Source organism: Micromonospora sp. B11E3 (genome assembly GCF_039871625.1).
GTDB lineage: Bacteria > Actinomycetota > Actinomycetes > Mycobacteriales > Micromonosporaceae > Micromonospora.
Genome location: NZ_JBDPMC010000005.1, coordinates 58,826 through 84,995, shown reverse-complemented (window position 1 = coordinate 84,995; position 26,170 = coordinate 58,826). Strand labels below are relative to the sequence as shown.

Annotated in this window: 22 protein-coding genes; 2 read left to right on the top strand and 20 right to left on the bottom strand. The window is 72.0% G+C overall.

Annotated features, from left to right (window positions below; translation table 11 throughout):
- Window positions 1–116 precede the first annotated feature (116 nt).
- A complete protein-coding gene (locus tag ABGB16_RS04505) occupies window positions 117–2,243 on the top strand; it encodes a PhoX family phosphatase (protein ID WP_347666669.1) in 2,127 nt (708 codons plus the stop codon).
- A 333-nt stretch (window positions 2,244–2,576) separates the two neighbouring features.
- On the opposite strand, the gene ABGB16_RS04500 is transcribed toward ABGB16_RS04505, so the two are convergent.
- On the bottom strand, window positions 2,577–3,362 hold the full coding sequence (locus ABGB16_RS04500; RefSeq protein ID WP_347666668.1) for an IclR family transcriptional regulator C-terminal domain-containing protein: 786 nt from the start codon (window positions 3,360–3,362) through the stop codon (window positions 2,577–2,579).
- A gap of 154 nt (window positions 3,363–3,516) precedes the next feature.
- Here ABGB16_RS04500 and ABGB16_RS04495 point away from each other — a divergent pair, with 154 nt between their 5' ends.
- On the top strand, window positions 3,517–4,740 hold the full coding sequence (locus ABGB16_RS04495) for an MFS transporter (protein ID WP_347666667.1): 1,224 nt from the start codon (window positions 3,517–3,519) through the stop codon (window positions 4,738–4,740).
- A 129-nt stretch (window positions 4,741–4,869) separates the two neighbouring features.
- Here ABGB16_RS04495 and ABGB16_RS04490 read toward each other — a convergent pair whose 3' ends face one another.
- The 19 genes from ABGB16_RS04490 to ABGB16_RS04400 form a co-directional block, all read right to left on the bottom strand.
- A complete protein-coding gene (locus tag ABGB16_RS04490) occupies window positions 4,870–5,949 on the bottom strand; it encodes a polyprenyl synthetase family protein (RefSeq protein ID WP_347666666.1) in 1,080 nt (359 codons plus the stop codon).
- Window positions 5,950–6,039: 90 nt separating this feature from the next.
- Window positions 6,040–7,593, bottom strand: coding sequence for an NADH-quinone oxidoreductase subunit NuoN (gene nuoN / locus ABGB16_RS04485; protein WP_347666665.1), 1,554 nt, complete (start codon window positions 7,591–7,593; stop codon window positions 6,040–6,042).
- A gap of 118 nt (window positions 7,594–7,711) precedes the next feature.
- Complete coding sequence (locus tag ABGB16_RS04480; RefSeq protein ID WP_347666664.1) at window positions 7,712–9,244, bottom strand: NADH-quinone oxidoreductase subunit M; 1,533 nt, start codon at window positions 9,242–9,244, stop codon at window positions 7,712–7,714.
- A 64-nt stretch (window positions 9,245–9,308) separates the two neighbouring features.
- Window positions 9,309–11,234, bottom strand: a complete 1,926-nt coding sequence (nuoL, locus tag ABGB16_RS04475) for an NADH-quinone oxidoreductase subunit L (RefSeq protein WP_347666663.1) — start codon at window positions 11,232–11,234, stop codon at window positions 9,309–9,311.
- 12 nt (window positions 11,235–11,246) lie between these two features.
- On the bottom strand, window positions 11,247–11,546 hold the full coding sequence (nuoK, locus tag ABGB16_RS04470) for an NADH-quinone oxidoreductase subunit NuoK (RefSeq protein ID WP_145774797.1): 300 nt from the start codon (window positions 11,544–11,546) through the stop codon (window positions 11,247–11,249).
- Window positions 11,543–12,313 (bottom strand): NADH-quinone oxidoreductase subunit J, encoded by a 771-nt coding sequence (locus tag ABGB16_RS04465; protein WP_347666662.1) that lies wholly within the window; start codon window positions 12,311–12,313, stop codon window positions 11,543–11,545. The genes nuoK and ABGB16_RS04465 overlap by 4 nt, the downstream gene beginning before the upstream one ends.
- Window positions 12,310–12,951, bottom strand: coding sequence for an NADH-quinone oxidoreductase subunit NuoI (gene nuoI / locus ABGB16_RS04460; protein ID WP_347666661.1), 642 nt, complete (start codon window positions 12,949–12,951; stop codon window positions 12,310–12,312). The genes ABGB16_RS04465 and nuoI overlap by 4 nt, the downstream gene beginning before the upstream one ends.
- A 1-nt stretch (window position 12,952) precedes the next feature.
- Window positions 12,953–14,305 carry an NADH-quinone oxidoreductase subunit NuoH gene (gene nuoH / locus ABGB16_RS04455; RefSeq protein WP_347666660.1) on the bottom strand — a complete coding sequence of 451 codons (1,353 nt, stop codon included), beginning with the start codon at window positions 14,303–14,305 and terminating at the stop codon, window positions 12,953–12,955.
- The gene (locus tag ABGB16_RS04450) at window positions 14,302–16,797 is read right to left on the bottom strand and encodes an NADH-quinone oxidoreductase subunit G (RefSeq protein ID WP_347666659.1); all 2,496 of its coding nucleotides are present in this window, start codon (window positions 16,795–16,797) and stop codon (window positions 14,302–14,304) included. Before ABGB16_RS04450 ends, nuoH begins: the two co-directional genes overlap by 4 nt.
- Window positions 16,797–18,113 (bottom strand): NADH-quinone oxidoreductase subunit NuoF, encoded by a 1,317-nt coding sequence (gene nuoF, locus ABGB16_RS04445; RefSeq protein WP_347666658.1) that lies wholly within the window; start codon window positions 18,111–18,113, stop codon window positions 16,797–16,799. The genes ABGB16_RS04450 and nuoF overlap by 1 nt, the downstream gene beginning before the upstream one ends.
- Window positions 18,110–19,036 (bottom strand): NADH-quinone oxidoreductase subunit NuoE, encoded by a 927-nt coding sequence (gene nuoE, locus ABGB16_RS04440; RefSeq protein ID WP_347666657.1) that lies wholly within the window; start codon window positions 19,034–19,036, stop codon window positions 18,110–18,112. The genes nuoF and nuoE overlap by 4 nt, the downstream gene beginning before the upstream one ends.
- Window positions 19,033–20,361, bottom strand: a complete 1,329-nt coding sequence (locus tag ABGB16_RS04435; protein ID WP_347666656.1) for an NADH-quinone oxidoreductase subunit D — start codon at window positions 20,359–20,361, stop codon at window positions 19,033–19,035. Before ABGB16_RS04435 ends, nuoE begins: the two co-directional genes overlap by 4 nt.
- Window positions 20,358–21,095, bottom strand: coding sequence for an NADH-quinone oxidoreductase subunit C (locus ABGB16_RS04430; protein ID WP_347666655.1), 738 nt, complete (start codon window positions 21,093–21,095; stop codon window positions 20,358–20,360). Before ABGB16_RS04430 ends, ABGB16_RS04435 begins: the two co-directional genes overlap by 4 nt.
- Window positions 21,092–21,769, bottom strand: a complete 678-nt coding sequence (locus tag ABGB16_RS04425) for an NADH-quinone oxidoreductase subunit B family protein (protein WP_347666654.1) — start codon at window positions 21,767–21,769, stop codon at window positions 21,092–21,094. Before ABGB16_RS04425 ends, ABGB16_RS04430 begins: the two co-directional genes overlap by 4 nt.
- 14 nt (window positions 21,770–21,783) lie before the next feature.
- Window positions 21,784–22,149: an NADH-quinone oxidoreductase subunit A gene (locus ABGB16_RS04420; RefSeq protein ID WP_347666653.1), complete on the bottom strand. Its 366-nt coding sequence runs from the start codon at window positions 22,147–22,149 to the stop codon at window positions 21,784–21,786.
- A gap of 135 nt (window positions 22,150–22,284) precedes the next feature.
- The gene (locus ABGB16_RS04415) at window positions 22,285–23,559 is read right to left on the bottom strand and encodes a geranylgeranyl reductase family protein (RefSeq protein WP_347666652.1); all 1,275 of its coding nucleotides are present in this window, start codon (window positions 23,557–23,559) and stop codon (window positions 22,285–22,287) included.
- Between the two features lie 134 nt (window positions 23,560–23,693).
- The gene (locus ABGB16_RS04410) at window positions 23,694–23,921 is read right to left on the bottom strand and encodes a hypothetical protein (protein ID WP_347666651.1); all 228 of its coding nucleotides are present in this window, start codon (window positions 23,919–23,921) and stop codon (window positions 23,694–23,696) included.
- 131 nt (window positions 23,922–24,052) lie between these two features.
- On the bottom strand, window positions 24,053–24,763 hold the full coding sequence (locus ABGB16_RS04405; protein WP_347666650.1) for a demethylmenaquinone methyltransferase: 711 nt from the start codon (window positions 24,761–24,763) through the stop codon (window positions 24,053–24,055).
- A 129-nt stretch (window positions 24,764–24,892) separates the two neighbouring features.
- Entirely contained in the window at window positions 24,893–26,104 is a 1,212-nt protein-coding gene (locus ABGB16_RS04400; RefSeq protein ID WP_347666649.1) for a cell wall anchor protein, read from the bottom strand.
- Window positions 26,105–26,170 lie beyond the last annotated feature (66 nt).

The window sequence follows — 26,170 nt, the reverse complement described above, 5'->3', positions numbered from 1 at the left end:
TCAGGCGCGGTTCACGTGCGGGCCGACCCGTGCTCACCGTCTCCTCCTAGCGTCCGCCACGTACGCGCGCCGACCGGCTGGGCCGGCGTGCACCGAACCTCCAGGAGGCACCCCCGATGAGCGACCGTCCCCGGCTGCTCCCCCTGCTGGGCGGCAAGCGCCACGGCAGCCGCGACGCCATGACCTGTCTGTACCGGTGCGGCAACGCCTGCGACCATCCGGTGCCGAACCCCTCCGACAACCCGTACCTCGGCGACATCGTGGACGCCGAGGTGTCCCGCCGCGGCGTCGTCCGGGCCGGGGCCGTCGGCGCGCTCGTGCTCGGCTTCGGCGGCGCCGCCGCCGGCGCGCTGGCCGGCGCCGCCCCGGCCGCCGCCGAGCCCGCCGCCCCGGTCGTCCCCGGGGCCACCGCACTCGCCCGCCCGCGGGGCGGCGTGGGCAGCGGCGCCCTGACCTTCACGCCGATCCCGCCGAACCGACTCGACAGCCTGGTGGTGCCGGACGGCTACGACCACGCGGTGGTGATCCGCTGGGGCGACCCGGTCGTGCCGGGCGCGCCGGAGTTCGACCTGCACGGGCAGACCGCCGCGAAGCAGGCCAGGCAGTTCGGCTACAACAACGACTTCGTCGGCGTGCTGCCGCTGGACAAGCAGGGCCGCCGGGCGCTGCTCGTGGTCAACCACGAGTACACCAACGAGGACCTGATGTTCCCCGGCTTCACCGGCCTGGAGGCGCTCTCGGTCGAGCAGTTGCAGGTCGCCATGGCCGCGCACGGCATGTCGGTGGTGGAGCTGGAGCGGGTCGACGGCACCGGGCGGTGGCGGGTGGCCGGCAACGGGCGGCGGCCGTACAACCGGCGGGTCACCGCGCTGGCCACCAAGTTCGACCTGACCGGCCCGGCCGCCGGGTCGGCGTGGCTGAAGACGGCCGCCGACCCGAAGGGCCGGACGGTGATCGGCACCCTGAACAACTGCGCCGGCGGCGTCACCCCGTGGGGCACGGTGCTCTCCGGCGAGGAGAACTTCAACCAGTACTTCGTCGGCGGCGACGGCGCGCCGGAGGAGTTGAAGCCGAAGCTCGCCCGGTACGGCATCAGCACCACCGCGCGGTACCCGAGCGGCAGCCGGCGGTGGGAGCGCGCCGACGAGCGGTTCGACCTGGCGAAGCACCCGAACGAGGCGCACCGGTTCGGCTGGGTCGTGGAGATCGACCCGTTCGACCCGGAGAGCCGGCCGCGCAAGCACACCGCGCTGGGCCGGTTCAAGCACGAGGGCGCGAACGTCATCATCGCCAGGAACGGCCACGCGGTGGCGTACATGGGCGACGACGAGCGGTTCGACTACCTGTACAAGTTCGTCTCGGACAAGAAGTTCCTGCCGGGCGACTCGTGGGTGGCCCGCAAGCACAACCTGACCCTGCTGGAGTCCGGCACCCTGTACGTCGCGCAGTTGGAGGGCAACTCGGCCGCCGAGATCGACGGGTCCGGCACGCTCCCCGCCGACGGGGCGTTCGACGGCCGGGGCCGCTGGATCAAGCTGGTCAGCGGCAACCGGTCGTACGTGGACGGGATGACGGCGGCGGACGTGCTCACCTTCACCCGGCTGGCGGCGGACAAGGTCGGCGCGACGAAGATGGACCGCCCGGAGGACGTCGAGCCGAGCCAACTCACCGGCAAGGTGTACGTGGCGCTGACCAACAACACCGACCGCGGCAAGGCGGGCAAGCCCGCCGCGGACGAGGCCAACCCGCGCAACCTGAACAAGCACGGTCAGATCCTGGAGCTGGTGGAGGACCGGGCCGACAACGCCGCCGAGTCGTTCGCCTGGTCGCTGCCGATCGTCTGCGGCGACCCGGCCGATTCGTCGACGCACTTCGCGGGGTACGACAAGACGACGGTCTCCCCGATCTCCTGCCCGGACAACGTCGCCTTCGACGCCACCGGCAACCTCTGGATCTCCACCGACGGCAACGCGCTGGGCAGCAACGACGGCCTGTTCGCCACCGCCGTGGAGGGCCCGGAGCGGGGGCACCTGAAGCAGTTCCTCACCGTGCCGGTGGGCGCGGAGACCTGCGGGCCGTTCATCACCGGCGACAACCGCTCGGTGTTCGTGGCGGTGCAGCACCCGGGTGAGATCACCGGCGCCTCGGTGGAGAACCCGGCCTCGACCTGGCCGGACGGCGACTACGCCAAGCCTGGCGTGGTGGTCGCCTGGCGGCTGGACGGCGGCCCGATCGGCAGCTGACCCGGCACGCCGCCCGACGGGCCCCCTCCCCACCCGGGGAGGGGGCCCGCGTCGTCCGGCCCGTGTGCCACCGCCGCTCGGCCTCAGGGCGTTGCCCGCCCGGCCTCGGGCCGCCACCGCCCGGCCTCAGGCCACTGCCGCTCAACCTCAGGCCATTGCCGCTCAACCTCAGGCCATTGCCGCTCAGCCTCGGGCTGCCACCGCTCGACCTCGGGCCGTTGCCGCTCAGCCTCGGGGGCCGCTTGCGGCCCTCGCCGGCCCCGGCCCCGGGTCACCAGCGCCGCGACGTCCAGCACCCAGCGCGAGCACGGCCAGGTCCCGCTCCGGCATCGCTCAGCTCTCGGCGGCGGCGATGCTGTCGGCGAGGGCCCGGGCCACGGTGAGCAGCTTCGCCCGGACCACCCGGGCGGAGGTCATCATCTCGCCGGCCGGCAGCGCGCACGCCAGCACCATCCGGCGCTCGATGTCCTTGTCCGGGGTGACCACGACCGCGGCGCAGGCCACGCCCTGACGGAACTGCCCGAGTTCGAGGTGCATCCCCCGCCGGTCGCCGGCCGCGATGTCCGCCTCGAACGCCTCAGGGCTGGTCAGGGTGGCGCTGGTGAAGGGCCGCATGCCGTACTCCCGCAGGTAGCGCAGCCGCTGGTCCGGGGTGAGGGTGGACAGCAGGGCCTTGCCGAGCGCGGTGGCGTGGGCGCCCTCGTCGAAGCCCGGGACCAACTCCTCCACGTACGGCGAGCGGTGCCCCTCGGCGACCGCCGTGACCGCCACCTGGCCGCCCACGAACCGGCCCAGGTAGTGGCTGTAGCCGGTGTCCAGGGCCGCCCGCCGCAGGATCTCGCCGACCGCGGCCGGCCCGCGGAACGCCGTGACCAGCTCGCGGTAGCGGTCTGCGATCTCCAGCCCCACGATGTACGTGCCGTCCTCGCGCCGGATCACGTAGCCCTCGTATGCGAGGGTGCGGACCAGATGGTACGTCGTGGCCACGGTCAACTCGCAGCGCCGCGCGATCTGCTTGACGGTCAGGCCCTTCGGGGCACGACCGACCGCCTCGAGCACGCGTAGCGCGCGGGACACGCTCCGGATGAGATCCGAAGGTTCCGCCAAGGGGTCGCGCACAACCACCTCCGCCGCCGGGGACTTACACCATATGAAATCCAGGCGTCCGGCGAAATGCCTGATCGGATCGACAATGCCAGATCATCGTAAACGTTCCGTGCGTCGAGCGACACGATGAGTTGCGCGAGTCGGCCTCACGTAGATTTGCGGCACCATGACCCACCTTGCCCTGCACCCCCCGCCCCACGCCGTCACCCGCCGGCCGGTCCGCGCCGGCGCGGGAGCCGTCGCCACCACCGTCGCCTGCGTCCTGCCCGTGTTCCTCGTCGGCGGCCTCGCCGTCCAGATCGGCGCGGACCTGGGCCTGTCTCCGGCCGGGCTGGGTCTGCTGGTCTCCGTCTACTTCGGCGTCGGCGCGCTCGCCTCGGTGCCGTCCGGCGCCCTCGTGGAGCGGCTCGGTCCCGCCCTCGCCGCCCGCGCCGGCATCCTGCTCTCCGCCGGGTCGATGCTGGCCGTGGCGGCGCTGGCCCGGTCGTACCCGATGCTGCTGGCCCTCCTGGCGCTCGGCGCCGCCGCCAACGCGCTGGGCCAACTGGCCAGCAACGCCGCGCTGGTGCGGCACGTGCCGGCCCGCCGGCAGGGGCTGTCGTTCGGCGTGAAGCAGGCGGCGATCCCCGTCTCCACGCTCCTGGCCGGCCTGGCCGTGCCGACGGTCGCGGTGACCGCCGGGTGGCGGTGGGCCTTCGTGGCGGGCGCCCTGGCCGCCCTGGCCGCGCTGCCGGCCGTACCGCGCGGGGAGGCCCGCCCCCCGCGGGCCACGGGCGGGAGGCGGACCGGAGGGGCCGCGTGGGGCCTGGTCGTGGTGGGGGTCGCCGCCACCCTCGCGGCCGCCGCCGCGAACGCCCTGGGCACCTTCCTGGTCGACTCGGCGGCCGACCGGGGGCTGTCGCCCGGCCTCGCCGGGCTGACCCTGACCCTCGGCAGCGCGGTCTGCGTGATCGCCCGGGTCGGCGCCGGCTGGCTCGCGGACCGGCGCGACGGCGGGCACGTCGCGGTCATCGCCGGCATGCTCGTGGTCGGCGCGGCCGGGCTCACCCTGCTCGCCGTGTCCGGCACGGCGCCGCTGGTGGCGGGCGTGCTGCTCGGCTTCGGCCTGGGCTGGGCGTGGCCCGGCCTGATGAACTTCGCGGTGGTCCGGCTGCACCCGGCCGCGCCGGCCGCCGCCACCTCGATCACCCAGACCGGGGTGTACGCCGGCGGCTGCCTCGGCCCGCTCGCGCTCGGCGCGACCGCCGCCGGCTTCGGCTACCCGACGATGTGGCTGGCGGCGGCGGTGGCCATGCTCCTGGCCGCCGCCCTCATGCTGACGGCCACCCGCCTCCTCGCGGGCCCCACCTCGGCCCCGGCCCCCGCCTCCCGGCCACGGCTGGCCGACTAGTTCCGGCTGACCGACTCCGGTGATCAAGAGCTTTGCGTCGCCTGGAAGCCCGTTCACGACGCAAAGCTCTTGATCACCAGGCAGAACCGCGGCGGCCGCACGCTACGGAGGGCGCCGGGCAGGGGTGGGTCAGCTCGTGCGGTCGGCGATGTAGTCGCAGAGCGATTCGAGGGCGCGGCGGGCCGGCCCGTCGGGCAGCGGGGCGAGCTGTTCCCGCGCGTCCTCGGCGTAGCTGCGGACCGTCTCCCGCGCCCGCTTCAGCGCCGGGGATTCGCGGAGCAGTCCCAACGCCTCGGCGTGCAGGGCGTCGTCGACCAGTGGGCCGGTCGCCAGGATCTCCCGCAGCCGCACCGAGGCGGCGTCCGAGTCGTCCGAGGCGAGCGCGTAGAGCACCGGCAGGGTGGGCACCCCCTCGCGCAGGTCCGTGCCCGGGGTCTTGCCCGACTGCACCGACTCGCTGGCGATATCCAGCAGGTCGTCGGAGAGCTGGAAGGCGATGCCGATGGTCTCGCCGTACCGGGCCAGGGCCTCGGTGTGCTCGGCGGTCGCCCCGCCGAACATGCCGCCGAAGCGGGCCGAGGTGGCGATCAGCGAGCCGGTCTTCTCGGCGATCACGTTCAGGTAGTGGGCGACCGGGTCCTCGTCGCGCGGGCCGACAGTCTCGGCGATCTGGCCGTGCACCAGCCGGGCGAACGTGCGTGCCTGCAGCCGGACGGCCTCAGGGCCGAGGCCGGCCGCGATGTCCGCGGCGCGGGCGAAGAGGTAGTCGCCGACCAGGATCGCCACCGAGTTCGTCCAGCGGGAGTTGGCGCTCGGGGCGCCCCGCCGCACGGCCGCCTCGTCCATGACGTCGTCGTGGTAGAGCGTCGCCAGGTGGGTGAGTTCCATCACCACAGCGGCCGGGACGACCTGCGGGTCCGTCGGATCGCCGAACTGGGCACCGAGCGCGACCAGCAGCGGACGGAACCGCTTGCCGCCGGCGTCCACCAGGTGCCGGGCGGCCTCGGCCACCAACGGGTCGGCGCTCGCCACGCCGGCCCGCAGTTCCGCCTCTATGGCCTCCAGCAGGCCCAGCACGGACGCCTCGACGCGGGGATCGGCCAGGTAGAGGCCGAGCGCGCCGAACTGACCGGCGCTGACCGGACTCCGCCGACCGGAGCCGGTGGCACCTGAACGCTCGCCAGCCGGAATCACCACGCTATCCACCATGCCACACCCGTTCGACCTGCTCCTGCTGGGGGATACGGCGACGGGGCCGGCGCGCTGCCGCGCACCGGCCCCGTCGTCGGGAAAGGTCTGTCATCGGACGAATTCGGCCGCACCGTTGGCCAGATCGAGCAACGGGGCCGGGGCGACGCCCAGAACCAGTGTGGCCAGCACGCCGATCATGAGGGCCGCCGAGGTGAGCCCGCCGGGCACGGTGACCGTCGGGGTGGACTCGCCCGGCTCGGAGAGCCACATCATCACCACGACCCGCAGGTACGGGAACGCCAGCACCATGCTGGTCAGCACGCCGGCCACCACCAGCCACACCTGGTCGGCCTCCAGGGCCGGGGCGAAGACGGCGAACTTGCTGGTGAACCCGCTGGTCAGCGGGATACCGGCGAAGGCCAGCAGGATGAAGGTGAAGATCCCGGCGAAGAACGGCGAGCGCCGGCCCAGCCCGGCCCAGCGGGACAGGTGGGTGGCCTCCCCGTCCGCGTCGCGGACCAGGGTCACCACCGCGAACGCGGCGAGCACCGAGAAGCCGTACGCGACCAGGTAGAACATCGTGCCGGAGAGCCCGCCCTTGCTCGGCGCGAGCACGCCGACCAGCAGGTACCCGGCGTTCGCGATCGACGAGTACGCCAGCAGCCGCTTGATGTCGGTCTGGGTCACCGCGAGCACCGCGCCGACCAGCATGGTCAGCACCGCCACCGCGCCGAGGACCGGGGTGAAGTCCCACGCCGCACCGGAGAACGCCACGTGGAAGACCCGCAGCAGGGCCCCGAACGCGGCGACCTTCGTGACGGCCGCCATGAAGCCGGTGACCGGCGTCGGGGCGCCCTGGTAGACGTCCGGGGTCCAGACGTGGAACGGCGCGGCGGCGGCCTTGAACAGCAGGCCGATGGCGAGCAGCGCCATGCCGGCGAAGAGCAGCACCTCGCTGGACGGGGACTCGGTCACCGCCGCGTGCACGGTGGCGAAGTCCACCCCGGCCGCCCGGCCCGGCATGCCCGAGGTGAAGCCGTACACCAGGGCCACGCCGAAGAGGAAGAAGGCCGAGGCGTACGCGCCGAGCATGAAGTACTTCATCGCCGCCTCCTGGCTCAGCAGCCGCCGGCGGCGGGCCAGCGCGCAGAGCAGGTACAGCGGCAGCGAGAAGACCTCCAGGGCGATGAACATGGTCAGCAGGTCGTTCGCCGCCACGAAGATCAGCATGCCGCCGATCGCGAAGGTGGTCAGCGGGTACACCTCGGTGGCGCCACTGGCCTCCTCGGCCTGCCGCCGGTCCTCGGCCGACTCGGCGGTGACGGCGGCGTGGGCCACGAACGCGCCACCCCGCTCCACCGCGCGCTCGCCGATCAGCAGCAGCGCTACCGCGGCCAGCAGCAGGATCGCGCCCTGGAGGAACAGCGTGGGCCCGTCCACGGCGATCGCCCCGCCGGCGGTGAGCAGCCGGTCGTCGGCGTTACGGATCACCATCACCAGCGCGGCGAGCACCGCCAGCAGCGCCAGGGACAGCTGCGCCCAGTGCCGGTGCCGCCGGGGCACGAAGGCCTCGACCAGCACGCCGAGCAGGGCGGCCCCCAGCATGATCAGGATCGGAGCGAGCGCCGCGTAGTCGATCGACGGCAACTTGAGCTCGGTCACTGCACTGACCTTTCGTTCGCGACAACCGCTTGCTCTGCTCGCGACTGCGGGGCTCGCTCCGCTCGCTCCTCGCGCTCGCGCTGGGCCTCACCCGCAGCCGCTCGTTCACTCCTCGCGCTCACCGGCTAGCCTCCTGGACGGTGCCCGCCGTGGGGGCGGGGTCGGTCCTGCCGACGTCCTGCATGGTCGCCTGGACGGCGGGGTTGATGACATCGGTGACCGGCTTGGGGTAGAAGCCGAGCAGCACGATCAGCGCGATCAGCGGGGCGACCACGATCTTCTCGCGCAGGTTCAGGTCACGGCGCATCGGCTCGACCTCGGCCAGCGCCGGATTGAGCGTCCCCTGCGTGGTGCGCTGCACCATCCACAGCACGTACGCGGCGGCGAGGATGATGCCGAGGGTCGAGATCACCGCGACCGGCTTGTTCACCGTGAAGGTGCCGATCAGCACCAGGAACTCGGAGACGAACGGCGCGGTGCCGGGCAGCGCCAGCGAGGCCAGACCGGCGAAGAACAGCACCCCGGCCAGCAGCGGCACCAGCTTGCCCGCGCCGCCGAAGTCGCTGATCAGCGCCGAGCCGCGGCGGGCCACCAGCATCCCCACCACCAGGAAGAGCAGGCCGGTGGCGAGGCCGTGGTTGAGCATGTACAGCACCGCGCCGGTCCCGGCCTGGGTGGTGAAGGCGAAGATGCCGACCCCGATGAAGCCGAAGTGGGCGATCGACGTGTACGACACCAGCCGCTTGAGGTCGTTCTGGCCGACGGCCAGCAGGGCGGCGTAGATGATGCCGATCAGGCCGAGCGCGAGCGCCCACGGGGCGAACCACCTCGACGCCTCAGGGAACAGCGGCAGGCAGTACCGCAGGAGGCCGAAGGTGCCGACCTTGTCCAGCACGCCGACCAGCAGCGCGGCTGCCCCGGCCGGGGCCGCGCCACCGGCGTCCGGCAGCCAGGTGTGGAACGGGAAGAATGGCGCCTTGATCGCGAACGCGACGAAGAAGCCGAGGAACAGCCAGCGCGCCGTCCCGGTGGAGATGTCCGCCTGGGTCAGCGCCTGCCAGTCGAAGGTGTGCCCGCCGACCACCCACAGGCCGATCACCGCGGCGAGCATGAACAGGCCGCCGACCAGCGAGTAGAGGAAGAACTTCACGGCCGCGTACTGCCGCTGGTGGCCGCCGTAGCTGCCGATGAGGAAGTACATCGGCACCAGCATGACCTCGAAGAACACGTAGAACAGGAAGACGTCGGCGGCCGCGAAGACGCCGATCATCGTGGACTCGAGGACGAGCAGCAGCGCGAAGTAGACCGGCACCGAGCGCTTCGACGACTCGGCGTCGTGCCAGGACGCCAGGATCACCAGCGGCACCAGCACCGCGATCAGCATCAGCATCACCAGCGCGATGCCGTCCGCGGCGAAGGTGAACCGGGCGTCCCACTGCGGGATCCAGGTGTACGACTCGCGGAACTGGAGCCGGTCGCCGCCGGTCTCGAACGCGATCCACATGACCACCGACAGGGCCAGCACCAGCAGCGACCACCCGAGGGCGACCAGCTTGGCCAGGTCGGGCCGGCGGCGCGGCAGGACGGCCACGACCAGCGCGCCGACCAGCGGCGCCACGGTCAGCACCGAGAGGAACGGGAAGTTGGACATTATGCGGCCTTACCTCCGTCGTCACTGCGTGGTCCGCCGGCGGGGGCGGCCGGGTAGAGGTCGATCACGCCAGCCACCCCGCCTGCACCGCCAGGAACGCCGCCACCACCAGCAGCGCGCCGGTCAGGATGGACGTCGCGTACGACCGGACGAAGCCGGTCTGCAGCCGCCGGAGCCGGCCCGAGCCCCCGCCCACCGCGGCGGCCAGGCCGTTGACCAGCCCGTCGACGCCCCGGTTGTCGAGGAAGACCAGCGCCCGGGTGAGGAAGATCCCCGGCTTTTCGAAGACCGCCTCGTTGAAGGCGTCGGCGTACAGGTTGCGCCGGGCGGCGGTGACCAGCACGCCCGCCGGCTGCGGCTCGGTGGCCGTGCCGCCCCGGAACAGGAACCAGGCCAGCCCGACCCCGGCCGCGGTGACCAGCAGCGAGAGCGCGGTGATCACCCCGTGCGACAACACCGCGTGGTGACCCTCCTCCTGGTGGCCCAGCCCGGCGGTCGCCTCCAGCCAGTCCGGCACGGAACTGGCCATCAGCGCACCCGCGGCGACCGAGCCGACCGCGAGCAGGATCAGCGGAATGGTCATCAGCTTCGGCGACTCGTGCGGGTGCTCGATGTCCTCGGTCCAGCGGGCCGGCCCGTGGAAGGTGAGCACGAACAGGCGGGTCATGTAGAAGGCGGTGAGACCGGCGCCGAGCAGCGCGGCCCCGCCGAACAGCCAGGCCGTCCAGTCGTCGCGCCCGAAGGCGGCCACGATGATCGGCTCCTTGGAGAAGAAGCCGGAGAACGGCCACATGCCGATGATGGCCAGCCAGCCCGTCATGAACGTGATCCAGGTGATCTTCATGTGCTTCGACAGCCCGCCGAAGCGGCGGATGTCGACCTGGTCGTTCATCCCGTGCATGACCGAGCCGGCCCCGAGGAACATGTTGGCCTTGAAGAAGCCGTGCGCCAGCAGGTGCACGATGGCCAGCGCGTACGCCGCGCCGCCCAGGCCGACGCCGAGGAACATGTAGCCGATCTGGCTCACCGTCGACCAGGCCAGCACCCGCTTGATGTCGTCCTTGGCCGCGCCGATGACACAGCCGATCAGCAGCGTCAGCGCGCCGACGCTCACCACCACGAGCTGGAGCGTCGAGTTGGCCGAGAAGATCGGGTTGGACCGGGCGATGAGGTAGACGCCCGCGGTGACCATGGTGGCGGCGTGGATGAGCGCCGACACCGGGGTCGGGCCCTCCATCGCGTCCGGCAACCACGCCTGGAGCGGGAACTGGCCGGACTTACCGGTCGCCCCGAGCAGCAGCAGCAGGCCGAGGACCAGCACGGTCGTCGCGGTCAGCGAGCCGACCCCGTTGAAGACCTCGTCGTACTGGGTGGTGCCGAGGGTGGCGAACATGATGAAGATGCCGATGGCCAGGCCGGCGTCGCCGACCCGGTTCATCAGGAACGCCTTCTTGCCGGCGGTGGCCGCGCTGGGCCGGCCGTACCAGAAGGAGATCAGCAGGTACGACGCCAGGCCGACGCCCTCCCAGCCGAAGTAGAGCATCACGTAGTTGTTGCCGAGCACCAGCAGGAGCATCGCGGCGACGAACAGGTTGAAGTACCCGAAGAACCGTCGCCGGCCCTCGTCGTGCGCCATGTACTCGACCGCGTACAGGTGGATCAGGGAGCCCACGCCGGTGATCAGCAGGACGAACACCGCGGCCAGCGGGTCGAACAGCAGGCCGAAGTCCACCTTGAGGTCGCCGACGGCGATGAAGTCGAACAGGCTCAGCTCGACCGACTTGTTCTCCAGGCCGCGCAGCTGGAAGAAGTAGGTCAGGCCGAGCACGAAGGAGGCCGCCACGGCGGCCACCCCGAGCCAGTGCCCCCAGCGGTCGGCCCGCCGGCCCAGCAGCAGCAGGATCGCCGCGCTGGCCAGCGGGATCGCCACGAGCAGCCAGACGCTGCCGAGCAACCCCGTGGCCTGGGCGTATTCCACAGTCTCTTCCACCGGAGGGCCCCTCTAGTACTTGAGCAGGTTGGCGTCGTCGACGCTCGCGGAGCGCCGGGTCCGGAAGATGGACATGATGATCGCGAGGCCGACCACGACCTCGGCCGCGGCCACCACCATCACGAAGAACGCCATGATCTGGCCGTTCAGGTCACCGTTGATCCGGCTGAACGTGACCAGGGTCAGGTTGGCGGCGTTCAACATCAGCTCGACGCACATGAACAGCACGATCGCGTTGCGCCGGATGAGCACCCCCACCGCGCCGATGGTGAACAGCACCGCGGCGAGGACGAGGTAGTAGTCGGGCGTCATTTGTCCGTCCCCTTCAGCGAGGTCTCCTCCGGGGCCAACTCCCGGGCCGGCAGGATCTCCGGGATGCTGCGCTCGGTCAGCCGGCCGTCGGGCAGGCGGGCCGGGGTGGCCACCGAGGAGGAGGTGGCGAAGACACCCGGGCCGGGCTTCGGGCCGGGGTAGTTGCCCGGGGCGAAGCGGGCCCGCATGGTCCTCGGCTGGTCGAGCTTGTCCTGCTTGCGCCGCTCGACGTGCGCCAGCACCATCGCGCCGACCGCCGCCGTGATCAGCAGGGCCGAGGTCAGCTCGAACGCGAAGACGTACTTGGTGAACAGCAGGCGGGCGATGCCCTGCACGTTCCCCTCGGCGTTGGCCTGGTCCAGGCCGACCGCCGAAACGCCGTCGAGCGCCCGGTAGATGCCGGTGCCGACGAGGCCGGCGAAGCCGAGGCCGAGCAGCACGGCGGCGACCCGCTGGCCGCGCAGCGTCTCGATCAGCGAGTCCGAGGCGTCCCGGCCGACCAGCATCAGCACGAACAGGAACAGCATCATGATCGCGCCGGTGTAGACGATGATCTGCACCATGCCGATGAACGGCCCCGCCTGGAGCACGTAGAACACGCCCAGGCAGAGCATGGTCAGCACCAGCCAGAGCGCCGAGTGCACGGCGTTACGCGCCACGATCATGCCGATCGCGCCGATCAGCGCCAGCGGCGCGAGGATCCAGAAGGTGACCTCCTCGCCGCCGGAGACCTCACCCGCCGCGGCGAGCACCGTCTGCGTGGTCATGCCTCGTCTCCCTTGCCCGCCGCCGCCCGCTGGGCGTGCTGCTCGGCGCCGGGGAAGGTCACCCCCGGGGTCTGGCTCACCTGGTACCGGCCCGGATTGTTGGCCGAGTGCTCGGCGCCGGCCGAGGTGCCCGGATTGCTCAGCGCGCCGACGTAGTAGTCCTTCTCGCTGTCCCCGAGCCGCATCGGGTGCGGCGGCTGCTCCATCCCCTCGAGCAGCGGCGCGAGCAGCTGCTCCTTGGTGAAGATCAGGTCCTGCCGGTTGTCCCGGGCCAGCTCGTACTCGTTGCTCATGGTGAGCGAGCGGGTCGGGCACGCCTCGATGCACAGCCCGCAGAAGATGCAGCGGGCGTAGTTGATCTGGTAGGTGCTGGCGTACCGCTCACCCGGGGAGAAGCGCTGCTCCTCGGTGTTGTCCCCACCCTCGACGTAGATCGCGTCGGCCGGGCAGGCCCAGGCGCACAGCTCGCAGCCGATGCACTTCTCCAGGCCGTCCGGGTGCCGGTTGAGGATGTGCCGCCCGTGGTAGCGCGGCGCCGAGACCGGCGGCTTGAACGGGTAGTCGGTGGTGACGACCTTCTTGAACATGTGCGAGAAGGTGACCCCGAAGCCCTTGAACGTTCCGGTGATCGCGCCCACGTCACACCTCCCTGGGGTCGGAGCCGGCGGTGACGTTGGCCGGCTCCCGCTCGGCGACCACGCGCTTGGTGCGCGGGCTCGGTGGTACCACGAGGTCCATCGGCGGCAGCGGGAAGCTGCCGTGCGGACGGCTGTTGACCTGCTCCTGGAGCGTCCGCTTCGGCTCCTTCTTCTTGCTCGGCCAGAAGAGCGTGGCCAGCAGCAGCACGCCCGCGCCGATGCCGGTGGCGAGCAGCCGGTCCTGGGTCTGCCAGTCCTCGATCGAGCGCAGGCCGGACAGGACCAGGATCCAGACCAGGTTGATCGGCAGCAGCACCTTCCAGCCGAAGCGCATGAACTGGTCGTACCGCAGCCGGGGCAGGGTGCCCCGCAGCCAGATGAAGACGAAGACCAGGATCAGCACCTTGCCGAAGAACCACAGCAGGGGCCACCAGCCGGAGTTGGCCCCCTCCCAGAGGGTGATCGGCCAGGGGGCCCGCCAGCCGCCGAGGAACAGCGTCGTGGTGACCGCGGACATCGTCACCATCGACACGTACTCGCTGAGCATGAACAGCGCGAACTTCAGCGAGCTGTACTCGGTCATGAAGCCGGCGACCAGCTCGGACTCCGCCTCGGGCAGGTCGAACGGGGCACGGTTCGTCTCACCGACGGTGGAGATGAAGAAGATGATGAAACTCGGCAGCAGCAGGATCGCGTACCAGCCGGGGGCGGGCAGGTCGAAGTTGCCGATGCTGAGCTGCGTGCCGTGGGCCTGCTTGGCGACGATGCCGCTGGTGGACATCGTGCCGGCGGTCATGAACACCGCCACGATGCTCAGCCCCATCGCGACCTCGTACGAGATCATCTGGGCACTGGAGCGCAGGCCGCCCAGCAGCGGGTACGTCGAGCCCGACGCCCATCCGCCGAGCACGATGCCGTAGATGCCCAGCGACGAGCAGGCCAGCAGCACCAGCACCGCCACCGGCACGTCGGTGACCTGCAGCGGCGTCCGGTGACCGAAGACGCTCACCATCGGGCCGAACGGCACCACCGACAGGGCGGTGACCGCGCAGATCACCGAGATGGTCGGCGCGAAGAAGAAGACGACCTTGTCCGCCGTCCGCGGGAGGATGTCCTCCTTGAAGGCCATCTTCAGGCCGTCGGCGAGGGTCTGGAGCAGGCCGAACGGGCCGGCCTGGTTGGGGCCGGGCCGCACCGCCATGCGGCCGACGACCCGCCGCTCGAACCAGACGCCGAGCAGCGTGGCCAGCACGGCGACGACGAAGGCGAAGAGGACCTTGATCAGGACCAGCCACCACGGGTCCTTGCCGAAGTCGGCCAGCGTCGGGTCCTGCGCCAGATAGACCGCGTTCACTGGGTTACACCCCCGGAGTTGAGGAGCGGGCCCGGGCGACCGGCCGCGTCGGCGGCGGCCGGGCCGGTCGAGACCGGCGTGGAGATCCGCACCACCGTGCCGGACGTCGCCCCGAGGCTGCGCCGGACGGTGGAACCGGGCGAGTTGGTCGGCAGCCAGACGACGCCGTCCGGCATCTCGGTGATCGCCGCCGGCAGGGTCACGGCCCCCCGGTCGGTGCCCACCGTCACCGGCTCGCCGTCGGCGACGCCCAGCGCCTCCGCGGTGCCCTTGCCCAGCCGGACCACCGGCGGGCGGGCGGTGCCGGCGAGGTGCTCGTCGCCGTCGGTGAGGCTGCCCAGGTCGACGAGCTGGTGCCACGTCGACAGCACCGCCTCGCCTGCGCCGGGCTGCGGCACCGCCGCCGGCTCGACGGACGGCGCGGACGGCCGGTCCGCCCGGGACGGCGGGAGCGAGGCCAGCTCGCGGCGGACGCTGAGCACGTCGCCGGTGCCGAGCCGCACGTCGAGCTGCGCGGCGAGCGCGTCCAGCACCCGGCCGTCGGTCATCGCGGCGGTGTGCAGCACCGCCTCGAAGGTGCGCAGCCGGCCCTCCCAGTCCAGGAAGCTGCCGGCCTTCTCGACCACCGGGGCGACCGGGAACACCACGTCGGCGCGGCGGGACACCGCGCTGAGCCGCTGCTCCAGGCTGACCAGGAACGGCACCTCGTCGAGGGCCTGCTCGGCCAGCCGCGGGTCGGCCAGGTCGGCCGGGTCGACGCCGGCCACCACGAGCGCGCCGAGCTGGCCGTTCGCGGCGGCGGCGAGGATGCCGCCGGTGTCCCGGCCGGCCTGGCTCGGGATCACCCCGGCGGGGATGTCCCACGCCTCGCCCAGCTCGGCCCGCGCGGCCGGCTCGGTGACCAGCCGGCCGCCGGGGAGCAGGTTCGGCAGGCAGCCCGTGTCGACCGCACCGCGGTCGCCCGCGCGCCGCGGCACCCAGGCCAGCTTCGCGCCGGTACGCCGGGCGACGTCCGCCGCCGCCGACAGGCCGCCGGGCACCTCGGCCAGCCGCTCGCCCACGAACAGGATCGCGCCCTCGGCGCTGAGCGCCTCGGCCACCGTGGCGTGCTCGGCGAGCACGCTCGCCTCCTCGCCCGGCACGACCCGGGCCAGCTTGGCCCCGAGCTTCTCCAGGCCGCGGGTCGCGAACGGCGCGATCGCGTACACCGTGAGCTTCTTCTTCAGGTACGCCTTGCGCAGCCGCAGGAAGAGGATCGGGCACTCCTCCTCCGGCTCCAGGCCGACCAGCACCACCGCCGGCGCCTTCTCCACGTCCGCGTAGGTCACGTCGGTGACCCCGGCGACGCTGCTGGCCAGGAACTCGGCCTCCTCGCGGGAGACCGGCCTGGCCCGGAAGTCGATGTCGTTGGTGTTCAGGGCGACGCGGGCGAACTTCGCGTACGCGTAGGCGTCCTCGACGGTCAGCCGGCCGCCGGTCAGCACCGCCGTGCCCTGGCCCCCGTCCCGGGCGGCGCGCAGCCCCTCGGCGGCGACGGCCAGCGCCTCGCTCCACGACGCCTCGCGCAGCTCACCGTGCTTGCCGTCGCGGACGAGCGGGGTGGTGAGCCGGTCGAAGGCCCGGGTGTACTGGAAGCCCCAGCGGCCCTTGTCGCAGTTCCACTCCTCGTTCACCGCCGGGTCGTCGCCGGCCAGCCGGCGCAGCACCTTGCCGCGCCGCCAGTCGGTGCGCTGGGCACAGCCGGCCGAGCAGTGCTCGCAGACGCTGGGGCTGGAGACCAGGTCGAACGGGCGGGCCCGGAACCGGTACTGCGTGCCGGTCAGGGCGCCCACCGGGCAGATCTGCACGGTGTTGCCGGAGAAGTACGAGTTGAACGGGACGTCACCGGCGTCACCGTCTTCGCCGTACGCGTCGTCCCGGTAGATGTTGATCTCCTCGGCGGACGACCGGTTCATCAGGTCGATGAACTTGTCGCCGGCGATCTCCTCCGAGAACCGGGTGCAGCGCTGGCAGAGCACGCAGCGCTCGCGGTCGAGCAGCACCTGGGTGCTGATCGGCAGCGGCTTCGGGTACTCCCGCTTGTGCTCATGGAACCGCGAGTCCGACCGGCCGGTGGACATCGCCTGGTTCTGCAGCGGGCACTCGCCGCCCTTGTCGCACATCGGGCAGTCGAGCGGGTGGTTGAGCAGCAGCAGCTCCATGACCCCCTCCTGCGCCTTCTTGGCGACCGGGGAGGTGAGCTGCGTGCGGACCACCATGCCCTCGGCGACCGTCTGGGTGCAGGAGGCGACCGGCTTGCGCTGGCCCTCCACCTCCACCAGGCACTGCCGGCAGGCGCCGGCCGGGGCCAGCAGCGGGTGGTCGCAGAAGCGCGGGATCTCGGTGCCCAACTGCTCGGCGACCCGGATCAGCAGGGCGCCCTTGGGGGCGGTGACCTCGACGCCGTCGATGGTGAGCGTGACGGTCTCGGTCTGCTTGGCTACGTCGGTCATTAGTGCGCTCCCACCAGCTGCTTGTCCGACAGCTTCGGCGCGGTACGTCCCTCGATGTAGTCGAGGTAGTCCTGCTTGAAGTACTTGAGGGAGGAGGTCACCGAGCTGGTGGCACCGTCACCGAGACCGCAGAACGAGCGGCCGAGGATGTTGTCGCAGGTGTCGAGCAGGGTGTCCAGGTCCTCGTGGGTGCCCTGGCCGGCGAGGATCCGCCGGTAGACCCGGACCATCCAGTAGTTGCCCTCGCGGCACGGGGTGCACTTGCCGCAGGACTCGTGGTGGTAGAACTCCAGCCAGCGGTACACCGCGTACACCGGGCAGTCCTGGTCCGAGAAGATCTGGGTGGCCGTGGTGCCCAGGATCGAGCCCGCCGCCGCCACCGACTCGAAGTCCAGCGGCACGTCCAGGTGCTCGGCGGTGAGCAGCGGGGTGGACGAGCCGCCCGGGGTCCAGAACTTCAGGTTGTGCCCCGGCTGCATCCCCCCGGCCAGCTCCAGCAGCTCGCGCAGCGTGACGCCCATCGAGCACTCGTACTGGCCGGGGTTGGCGACCCGGCCGGAGAGCGAGTAGATCATCGGCCCGGAGGACTTCTCCGTGCCCATGGTCTTCCACCACTCGGCCCCGCCGAGCACGATGTACGGCACGCTCGCGATGGTGCCGACGTTGTTGACCACGGTCGGGCTGGCGTACAGGCCGTGGGTCGCCGGGAACGGCGGGCGCAGCCGGGGCTGGCCCCGGAAGCCCTCCAGCGAGTCCAGCAGCGCGGTCTCCTCGCCGCAGATGTACGCCCCGGCGCCGGAGTGCACCACCAGGTCCAGGTCGAACCCGGAGCCGAGGATGTTCCGCCCGAGGTAGCCCTTCGCGTACGCCTCCTGCACGGCGTTGCGCAGCCGCCGCGCGGCGTACACCGCCTCGCCGCGGATGTAGATGTACGCCCGGTTGGCGCGGATCGCGTACGAGGCGATGATCACACCCTCGACCAGCGAGTGCGGGTCGTGGGTCATCAGCGGCAGGTCCTTGCAGGTGCCCGGCTCGCCCTCGTCGGCGTTGACCACCAGGTAGTGCGGCTTGCCGTCGCCCTGCGGGATGAAGCCCCACTTGAGGCCGGTCGGGAAGCCGGCGCCGCCGCGCCCGCGCAGGCCGGAGTCCTTGACGAGCTGGATCAGGTCGTCCGGGTGGGCCTTGAGCGCCTTGCGCAGCGCCGCGTAGCCGTCCAGCTTCTCGTACGTGTCGATTTGCCAGGCGTCCGGCGACAGCCAGCGCTTGGTCAGCACCGGCGTCAGCTTGGCCAGGGTCTCCGGCCGGGGCGTCGTCACTTCTGGGTCCCCCCTTCGCTCGCGACTGCGGGGCTCGCGTTCGCCGATGCTTCCTTGAGGGAGCGCTCCTGCGGGCCGGCCTCGTCGCCGGCCGGCTTGGCGTCGCTGGCCGGCGGGTTCGCGGCGGCGCCGGCGGCCTCGGCCTCCTTGGCGTCGCGCGGGGCCGGGGGCGCGTCGGCCTTCGCCGGCTCCGGCCGGGCGGCGGCGGCCTTCGCCGCCGCCGCGGCCTGCTCGGCCTCGGCCTTGCTGCGGATCGGCGTGTTCGGGTCGAAGCCCGGCACCGAGATGCCGTGCTGCTGGGCCAGGCGCAGGCCCCGCAGCGTGGGCTCGCCCGGACCGCTGTCGGCGACCGCGCCGTCGCGCTCGTCGGCGAAGCCGGCGAGCTGGACCGCCATCTCCTTCAGCGTGCAGAGCCGGGCGCCCCGGGTCGGCATCGGCCGGCCGCCGGCGCGCAGCTCGTCGACCACCCCGACCGCGGTCTGCGGGTCGATCCCGTCGAAGAACTCGTAGTTGACCGTCAGCACCGGGCCGTAGTCGCAGGCCGCGAGGCACTCGGCATGCTCCAGGGTGATCTTCCCGTCGGCGGTGGTCTCGTCGTGCCCGACGCCCAGGTGCTCGGTCAGGGTGTCGTAGACCTCCTGCCCGCCGAGCACGTTGCACATGGTGTTGGTGCAGACGCTGACCAGGTAGTCGCCGGTCGGCCGCCGCTTGTACATCGTGTAGAAGGTGGCGACCGCGCCGACCTGGGCCTTGTTCAGGCCGAGCACCTCGGCGCAGAACTCGACGCCGGCCGGGGAGACGTACCCCTCCTCGTTCTGCACCAGGTGCAGCAGCGGCAGCAGCGCCGACCGGGACCGGTCGGCCGGGTACCGCGCGATGATCTCGCGCGCCCGTACCCGGGTCTCTTCCGTGAAAACGCTCATCGGTCACAACCACCCATCACGGGGTCCAGCGAGGCGCCACCGGCGATCACGTCGGCGATGAGGCCGCCCTCGGCCATCGCCGGGAGCGCCTGGAGGTTGACGAAGCTCGGCTCCCGGTAGTGCACCCGGTACGGCCGGGTGCCGCCGTCGGAGACCGCGTGCACGCCCAACTCGCCGCGGGGCGACTCGACGGCGGCGTACACCTGGCCCGGCGGGACGCGGAAGCCCTCGGTGACGAGCTTGAAGTGGTGGATCAGGGACTCCATCGACTGGCCCATGATCTTGGCGACGTGCTCCAGCGAGTTGCCCATGCCGTCGACGCCGATGGCGAGCTGCGCCGGCCACGCGATCTTCTTGTCGGCCACCATCACCGGGCCGGGCTTGCCGAGCCGGTCCAGCGCCTGCTCGACCAGCTTCAACGACTCCCGGATCTCGGCGAGCCGGACCAGGTAGCGGCCCCAGACGTCGCCGTCGGTGTGCGTCGGCACGTCGAACTCGTACGTCTCGTAGCCGCAGTACGGCATGGTCTTGCGCAGGTCCCAGGCGAGGCCGGCCGAGCGGAGGACCGGGCCGGTGACGCCGAGCGCCACGCAGCCGGTCACGTCGAGCACGGCGACGTTCTTGGTGCGCTCGATCCAGATCGGCTGACCGGAGAGGAGGTTCTCGTACTCCTTGAGCCGCTTCGGCATCACCTGGAGGAACTTGCGGATCTTGACGACCGCGTCGTCCGGCACGTCCTGCGCCACGCCGCCCGGCCGGACGTACACGTGGTTCATCCGCAGGCCGGTGACGAGCTCGAAGATCTCGAGGATGTACTCCCGCTCGCGGAAGCCGTACAGCATCATGTTGACCGCGCCCAGCTCCATGGCGGTGGTCGCCACCCAGACCAGGTGCGAGGAGATCCGGTTCAGCTCCATCATCAGGACCCGGATCGTGGTGGCCCGCTCGGTGATGTCGTCGGTGATGCCGAGCAGCTTCTCCACCGCGAGCGCGTACGCCGTCTCGTTGAACAGCGGCGAGAGGTAGTCCATCCGGGTCACGAACGTCGAGCCCTGCACCCAGTTGCGGTACTCGAGGTTCTTCTCGATGCCGGTGTGCAGGTACCCGATGACCGACCGGGCCTCCCGGACGGTCTCGCCCTCCAGCTCCAGGATCAGCCGAAGCACGCCGTGGGTCGACGGGTGCTGCGGACCCATGTTGACGACGATGCGCTCGTCGTTGATCGGGTCGGTGCCGGAGACGACGGAGTCCCAGTCCCCACCCGTGACGGTGAAGACCTTCCCCTCGTCGGTCTCACGCTCGGTCGCGTAGTTGGACGTGGTCACTGGTATGACCTCCTCCGGTCCGGCGGGGGGATCTCCGCACCCTTGTACTCGACAGGGACGCCGCCGAGCGGGTAGTCCTTGCGCTGGGGGTGGCCCTCCCAGTCGTCCGGCATGAGGATCCGGGTCAGGTTGGGGTGGCCGTCGAAGACGATGCCGAACATGTCGTACGTCTCCCGCTCCTGCCAGTCGGCGGTCGGGTAGATGCCGGTGACGCTCGGCAGGTGCGGGTCCTCCACGGAGACCGCGGCCTCCAGCCGGACCCGGCGGCGGTACGTCATCGAGGTGAGCTGGTAGACCACGTGCAGCCGCCGCTCGTCGGCGCCCAGGTAGTCCACGCCCGACACCGAGGAGCACAGCTCGAAGCGCAGCGCGAGGTCGTCCCGCATCACCTGGCAGACCTCGGCGATCCGCTCCGGCCGGACGTGCAGGGTCAGCTCGCCCCGGTCGACGACGACCTTCTCGATCGCCTCGTCGAACTCCGGGTACGCCTCCTCCAGCGCGTCGCGGACGTCGTCGAAGTAGCCCCCGTACGGCCGGGGGCTACCCTCGACCGGCTTGCGCGGGCGGACCAGGCCGCCGAAGCCGGAGACGTCGCCGGTGCCCTGGATGCCGAACATGCCGCGCCCGGCCGGGCTGGACGGCGGGTACTCGGCCGGCGCGCCGCTGCTGGCGCCGGCCGGCGTCACCGGCACCGGCACGCCGCCGGTGTTCGGCTTGTCGGAAGGTGCGGTCACTTGATGCCCCCGTGCGGGTGGAGGTGGTTCTGGGCCTTCATCCAGTTCTCGATCCGCAGCTGCTCCTCGCGCCCCTCGCGGACGGCCTTGGTCCACTCGGCGCGGCGGGCCTTGTCACTGCGGTACGACGACGGCATCGAGCCGTACGGGACGACCGGGACGTCGCCGCGGGCCTGGCGGGCCTCCAGCATCTTGCGGCCGTTCGGGCCCAGCGGCTCGTGCATGACCTTCTCGCGGAGCTTGAGGATCGCGTCGATGAGCATCTCCGGCCGGGGCGGGCAGCCCGGGAGGTACATGTCGACGGGCACGATGTGGTCGACGCCCTGCACGATGGCGTAGTTGTTGAACATGCCGCCGCTGCTGGCGCAGACGCCCATCGAGAGCACCCAGCGGGGCTCGGCCATCTGGTCGTAGATCTGCCGCAGGACCGGGGCCATCTTCTGGCTGACCCGGCCGGCCACGATCATCAGGTCCGCCTGCCGGGGCGAGGCGCGGAACACCTCCATGCCCCAGCGGCCCAGGTCGTAGTGGGGGCCGCCGGCGGCCATCATCTCGATGGCGCAGCAGGCCAGGCCGAAGGTGGCGCCCCAGAAGGACGTCTTCCGCGACCAGTTGACCAGCTTCTCCACGCTGGTGAGCAGGACGCCGGCCGGGAGCTTCTCCTCGATGCCCATCTGACGTACCTCCCTCAGTCCCAGTCCAGGCCGCCGCGCCGCCAGACGTAGGCGTACGCGACGAAGACCGCGACGATGAACAGGACCATCTCCACGAAGCCGAAGATCGGCAGGGCGTCGAAGGAGACCGCCCAGGGGTACAGGAAGATGATCTCGATGTCGAAGACGATGAAGAGCATCGCCGTCAGGTAGAACTTCACCGGGAACCGGCCGCCCCCGACCGGCTGCGGGCTGGGCTCGATGCCGCACTCGTAGGCCTCGAGCTTGGCCTTGTTGTACCGGCGCGGGCCGGCGAGGCGGGCGGCGGCCACGGAGAACAGCGCGAACGCCGCGGCGAGGGCGAACAGCCCGATGATGGGTGCGTAAGGCGAGAGCGTCATCGTTGTCTCCTGCTCGTCCTTCCCTGCCGGCGACGGTGGTTGGCCAAAATCACACTATTCACGTCCCTTACGACCACCGGCGGCGGGGGTCGATCTCGCTGGCCACGGTCGTCGTCGACTGCGGCCGTGGTGCTGTCAGACCGCTGGCGCCGCCCTCGTCATCGCGTTGATGACCCGGTCCATCGCGTCCCCGCCGCGCGGGTCGGTCAGGTTGGCCAGCAGCTTGAGGACGAAACGCATCAGCGTCGGGTGCGGCATGCCGTGCCTGGTGGCCATCCGCATGATCTCCGGCCGGCCGATCAGCTTCACGAAGATCCCGCCGAGCCGGTAGTACCCGCCGAACCGCGCCTTCAGCTCCGTCGGGTACGCCATCAGCGCCCGCTCCCGCTCGGCGCCGGCCGGCCGGGCGAGGGCCTGCACCGCGACCTCCGCGGCCAGCTCGCCCGACTCCATCGCGTACGCGATGCCCTCGCCGTTGAATGGGTTGACCATGCCGCCGGAGTCGCCGACCAGCAGCACGCCACGGGTGTAGTGCGGCACCCGGTTGAAGCCCATCGGCAGCGCGGCGCCGAGGATCGGGCCCTCGGCGTTCGCCTCGTCGGTCATGCCCCAGTCCTCGGGGGTGTTGGCCAGCCAGTCGGTCAGCAGCCGCCGGTAGTTGGTCTTGCCGAAGGCCGAGGACGAGTTGAGCACGCCCAGGCCCACGTTGACCCGGCCGTCGCCCAGGCCGAAGATCCAGCCGTACCCGGGGAGCAGCGCGTCGCTGCCCTTGGCCCGGAGCTCCAGCCAGGACTCCAGGTAGTCGTCGTCGTGCTTGGCGGGCGAGCGGTAGTAGCGCCGGACGGCCACCCCGATCGGCCGGTCCTCGCGCTTGGCCAGCCCGAGGGCGAGCGGGAAGCGGCCGGAGACGCCGTCGGCGGCGACCACCAGCGGGGCGCGGAAGGTGCCGGGCTCCCCGTCCGGGCCCACCTCGGCCTCCACGCCGACCACCCGGCCGTCGGCGTCGAGCACCGGGCCGATCACGTTGACGCTGGTGCGCAGCTTCGCCCCGGCCGCGACGGCACGCTGGGCGAGCAGGTCGTCGAAGTCGAGCCGGGTGCGGACCAGCCCGTAGTTGGGGAAGCTGGCGAGGTCGGGCCAGTCCAGTTCGAGGCGGACACCACCGCCGATCACCCGCAGGCCCTTGTTGTGCAGCCAACCCGCCTCGGGCGAGGTGTCCACGCCCATCCGGATCAACTGCCGGACGGCGCGCGGGGTCAGCCCGTCGCCGCAGACCTTCTCCCGGGGGAACTCGGTCTTCTCCAGCAGCAGTACCCGTACGCCGTGCCGAGCCAGGTGGTACGCCGTCGCCGAGCCACCGGGACCGGCGCCGACGACGATCACGTCGGCGTCGTTCTCCACCGCGGTCATCTGCGCCTCCTCCCGTACGCTCGTGAAATGCTTCACAAGCCAGTCGGGTGGAGTCTATGACCGGCGTTACACCCCCGCAGGGTTAGGCGACCCTAACTTGCCGAGGTGAGAGCCGCCAAGGTCCACATTGGGCGTCAGCGTGGCGCGTGTGCAGGCCCGCCGAGCCCAGCATCGACGCGGATCGCCTCCGGCAGGTGCTCCCGCAGCGCCCCGCCGGCCACCCGGTCCAGCGCCGCGAGCACCTCCGCGACGACCTGACGGACGTCGGCGGGATCGGCGCCGGCCAACTCCTTCAACTGTGCGACGAGTTCCGCGGCGTCGTCGTCCGGCGCCGCACCGGGCACTCGGTCTGCTCCCGTCATGACCCGAGCCTAGGGGCAAAGTGGACGAAATTTCCGCAATTCGCAAAAATGCGGCAAAAGGGTGCCATTACGGTCTTCCCGAGGTCCGTCGCCTCGGTCAGGGTGCCGCGGTTCCCCCGGGCCCCGGTGCCTCAGTCGCGGACGGCGCGGTGCAGGGCGACGACGCCGCCGGTCAGGTTGCGCCAGGCCACCCGGCTCCAGCCGGCCGCACCGACCCGCGTCGCCAGGGCCGGCTGGTCGGGCCACGCACGGATCGACTCCGCGAGGTAGACGTACGCCTCCGGGTTGCTGGACACGGCGCGGGCCACCGCCGGCAGCGACCGCATCAGGTACGACAGGTAGACCGTCCGGAACGCGGGGTTGACCGGCGTGCTGAACTCGCAGACGACCAGCCGGCCGCCGGGCCGGGTGACCCGGGCCAGCTCGCGCAGCGCCGCGTCCGGGTCGGCCACGTTGCGCAGGGCGAACGAGATGGTCACCGCGTCGAAGACGCCGTCGGCGAACGGCAGCCGCAGCGCGTCCCCGGCCAGCAGCGGCACCGCCGGGCGGGTCCGCTTGCCCGCCGCCAGCATGCCGAGGGAGAGGTCGGCGCCCACCGCGTACGCGCCGGACTGCGCCAGCTCCTCCGTCGACACGCCGGTGCCCGCGCCGACGTCCAGCACCCGCTCGCCGGGGCGCAGCCCGAGGGCGGCCCGGGTGGCCCGCCGCCAGAACCGGTCCTGGCCGAACGAGAGCACCGTGTTCGTCAGGTCGTAGCGCTCCGCCACGCCGTCGAACATCGCGGCGACCTCGTGCGGCTGCTTGTCCAGGCTGGCGCGCTGGCCCTGCGGGGTACGGCTCACGCCTCCACTCTGCCAGCCGACCGCACGCCGGCCGGCGTCGGGTGCCCCGCCCCGCCGGCGCCGCGCCGCCCGGGTACGCGAACGGGTGGGATGGTCGCCCATCCCGCCCGCCTCACAACGCCCTACGGGTCAGTCGCCCGACTTCTCGTCCTGCGGCGTCACCAGCACCACCCGCCGCCGGCGGGACAACGCCAGCAGCACCCCGCCGGCCACCAGCACGGCGGCGCCGACGCCGCCGATCAGGCCGACCTGCACGCCGGTCACCGGCAGCCCGCCACCCTCGCCCGGGGCGGGGCTCTCGCTCGGGCCGGCCGTCGGGCTCGGGCTCGGCTGCCCGGTCGGGCTCGGGCTCGGCTGGGTGCCCAGGTCGACGAAGACGTCGAAGACGGCCTGGTTGTCGCCCCTGTCCGTCTCGGTGAAGGTGCGCCGCTGCGTCGCGGAGGCCACCGCCGGCAGTTCGGCCGGCGCGCCGACCGCCGCGTCCAGCCCGTACGCGAACAGCTCGCCGACGCGCAGCACGGGCTCGGTCGCGTCCTCGCCGACCTTCACCCGCACGTCGGCGGTGTAGTACTGGCCCGGCCGGACGACCGCGCCGGCGTCCTCGCAGAGCGCCTGGGCCAGGCCGCCGATCTCCTGCTCCTCGCAGCCCTCGGGCAGCTCCACGAAGCTCACCTTGGCCGGCAGGGTGATGACGTAGAACAGGCCGGTCGCCTTGCGGCTGCCGTCGTTGTAGACCGCCCAGTCGAGCGGGGCGGTGCCGCCCGGCGCGACCGGCTTCAGGTCCGGCTCGCTGGTCTGCGCGCCGTCGACCACGACGTTGGCGTACACGTCCTGCACCCAGGAGGTGAGGTCGTAGCCGGCGCGGGCGACGGTCACGTCCACGTCGACCGAGTTGTCCCCGGTCTCCGGGTCGGCGGTGGCCGAGGCGATCGTCACGCTCAGCGTGCCGCCGTCGCCCCGCTTGCCGGTGCTGTACAGCGGGACGCCGAAGTCCTCGCTGGTGCCGCCGGCCAGGTCGCCCAGCAGGCAGGTGAAGGCGGTGCCGGACACGTCGCAGCCCTCGGGCACGACGACGCCGACCCGGTCGGTCAGGCCCGCGGTCTCCACCGTGACGCGGACGTCCCGGGCGGTGACCGAGGCGCGGGTGTTGTCGACGGTGAACTTGAACGGCTTGGCCTTGGCCGCGGTGACGCCCTTGGCCAGCGTCTGACTGATCGGGACGAGCGCCAGGTCGGCCTGGTCGGCCGCCTGCGCCGGGGCCGCCGCGGTGGCGAGGCCGCCGGCGGCGAGCAGCGCCGCGGCGCCCGCGCGGACCAGGGCCGAACGGTGGAAGCTGATCATCGATACCCCGGGTGCTAGGGAAGCCGGAAAAGGTCGCGGGGGCGGGACGGTCGCCCGTCCCGCCCC

Bases quoted from the DNA above. Each gene is read 5' to 3' on its own strand.
- ABGB16_RS04505 (WP_347666669.1), top strand. From the start codon at position 117: ATGAGCGACCGTCCCCGGCTGCTCCCCCTGCTGGGCGGCAAGCGCCAC.
- ABGB16_RS04495 (WP_347666667.1), top strand. From the start codon at position 3,517: ATGACCCACCTTGCCCTGCACCCCCCGCCCCACGCCGTCACCCGCCGG.
- ABGB16_RS04490 (WP_347666666.1), bottom strand. From the start codon at position 5,949: ATGGTGGATAGCGTGGTGATTCCGGCTGGCGAGCGTTCAGGTGCCACC.
- ABGB16_RS04480 (WP_347666664.1), bottom strand. From the start codon at position 9,244: ATGTCCAACTTCCCGTTCCTCTCGGTGCTGACCGTGGCGCCGCTGGTC.
- nuoK (WP_145774797.1), bottom strand. From the start codon at position 11,546: ATGACGCCCGACTACTACCTCGTCCTCGCCGCGGTGCTGTTCACCATC.
- ABGB16_RS04465 (WP_347666662.1), bottom strand. From the start codon at position 12,313: ATGACCACGCAGACGGTGCTCGCCGCGGCGGGTGAGGTCTCCGGCGGC.
- ABGB16_RS04450 (WP_347666659.1), bottom strand. From the start codon at position 16,797: ATGACCGACGTAGCCAAGCAGACCGAGACCGTCACGCTCACCATCGAC.
- nuoE (WP_347666657.1), bottom strand. From the start codon at position 19,036: ATGAGCGTTTTCACGGAAGAGACCCGGGTACGGGCGCGCGAGATCATC.
- ABGB16_RS04425 (WP_347666654.1), bottom strand. From the start codon at position 21,769: ATGGGCATCGAGGAGAAGCTCCCGGCCGGCGTCCTGCTCACCAGCGTG.
- ABGB16_RS04420 (WP_347666653.1), bottom strand. From the start codon at position 22,149: ATGACGCTCTCGCCTTACGCACCCATCATCGGGCTGTTCGCCCTCGCC.
- ABGB16_RS04415 (WP_347666652.1), bottom strand. From the start codon at position 23,559: ATGACCGCGGTGGAGAACGACGCCGACGTGATCGTCGTCGGCGCCGGT.
- ABGB16_RS04410 (WP_347666651.1), bottom strand. From the start codon at position 23,921: ATGACGGGAGCAGACCGAGTGCCCGGTGCGGCGCCGGACGACGACGCC.
- ABGB16_RS04400 (WP_347666649.1), bottom strand. From the start codon at position 26,104: ATGATCAGCTTCCACCGTTCGGCCCTGGTCCGCGCGGGCGCCGCGGCG.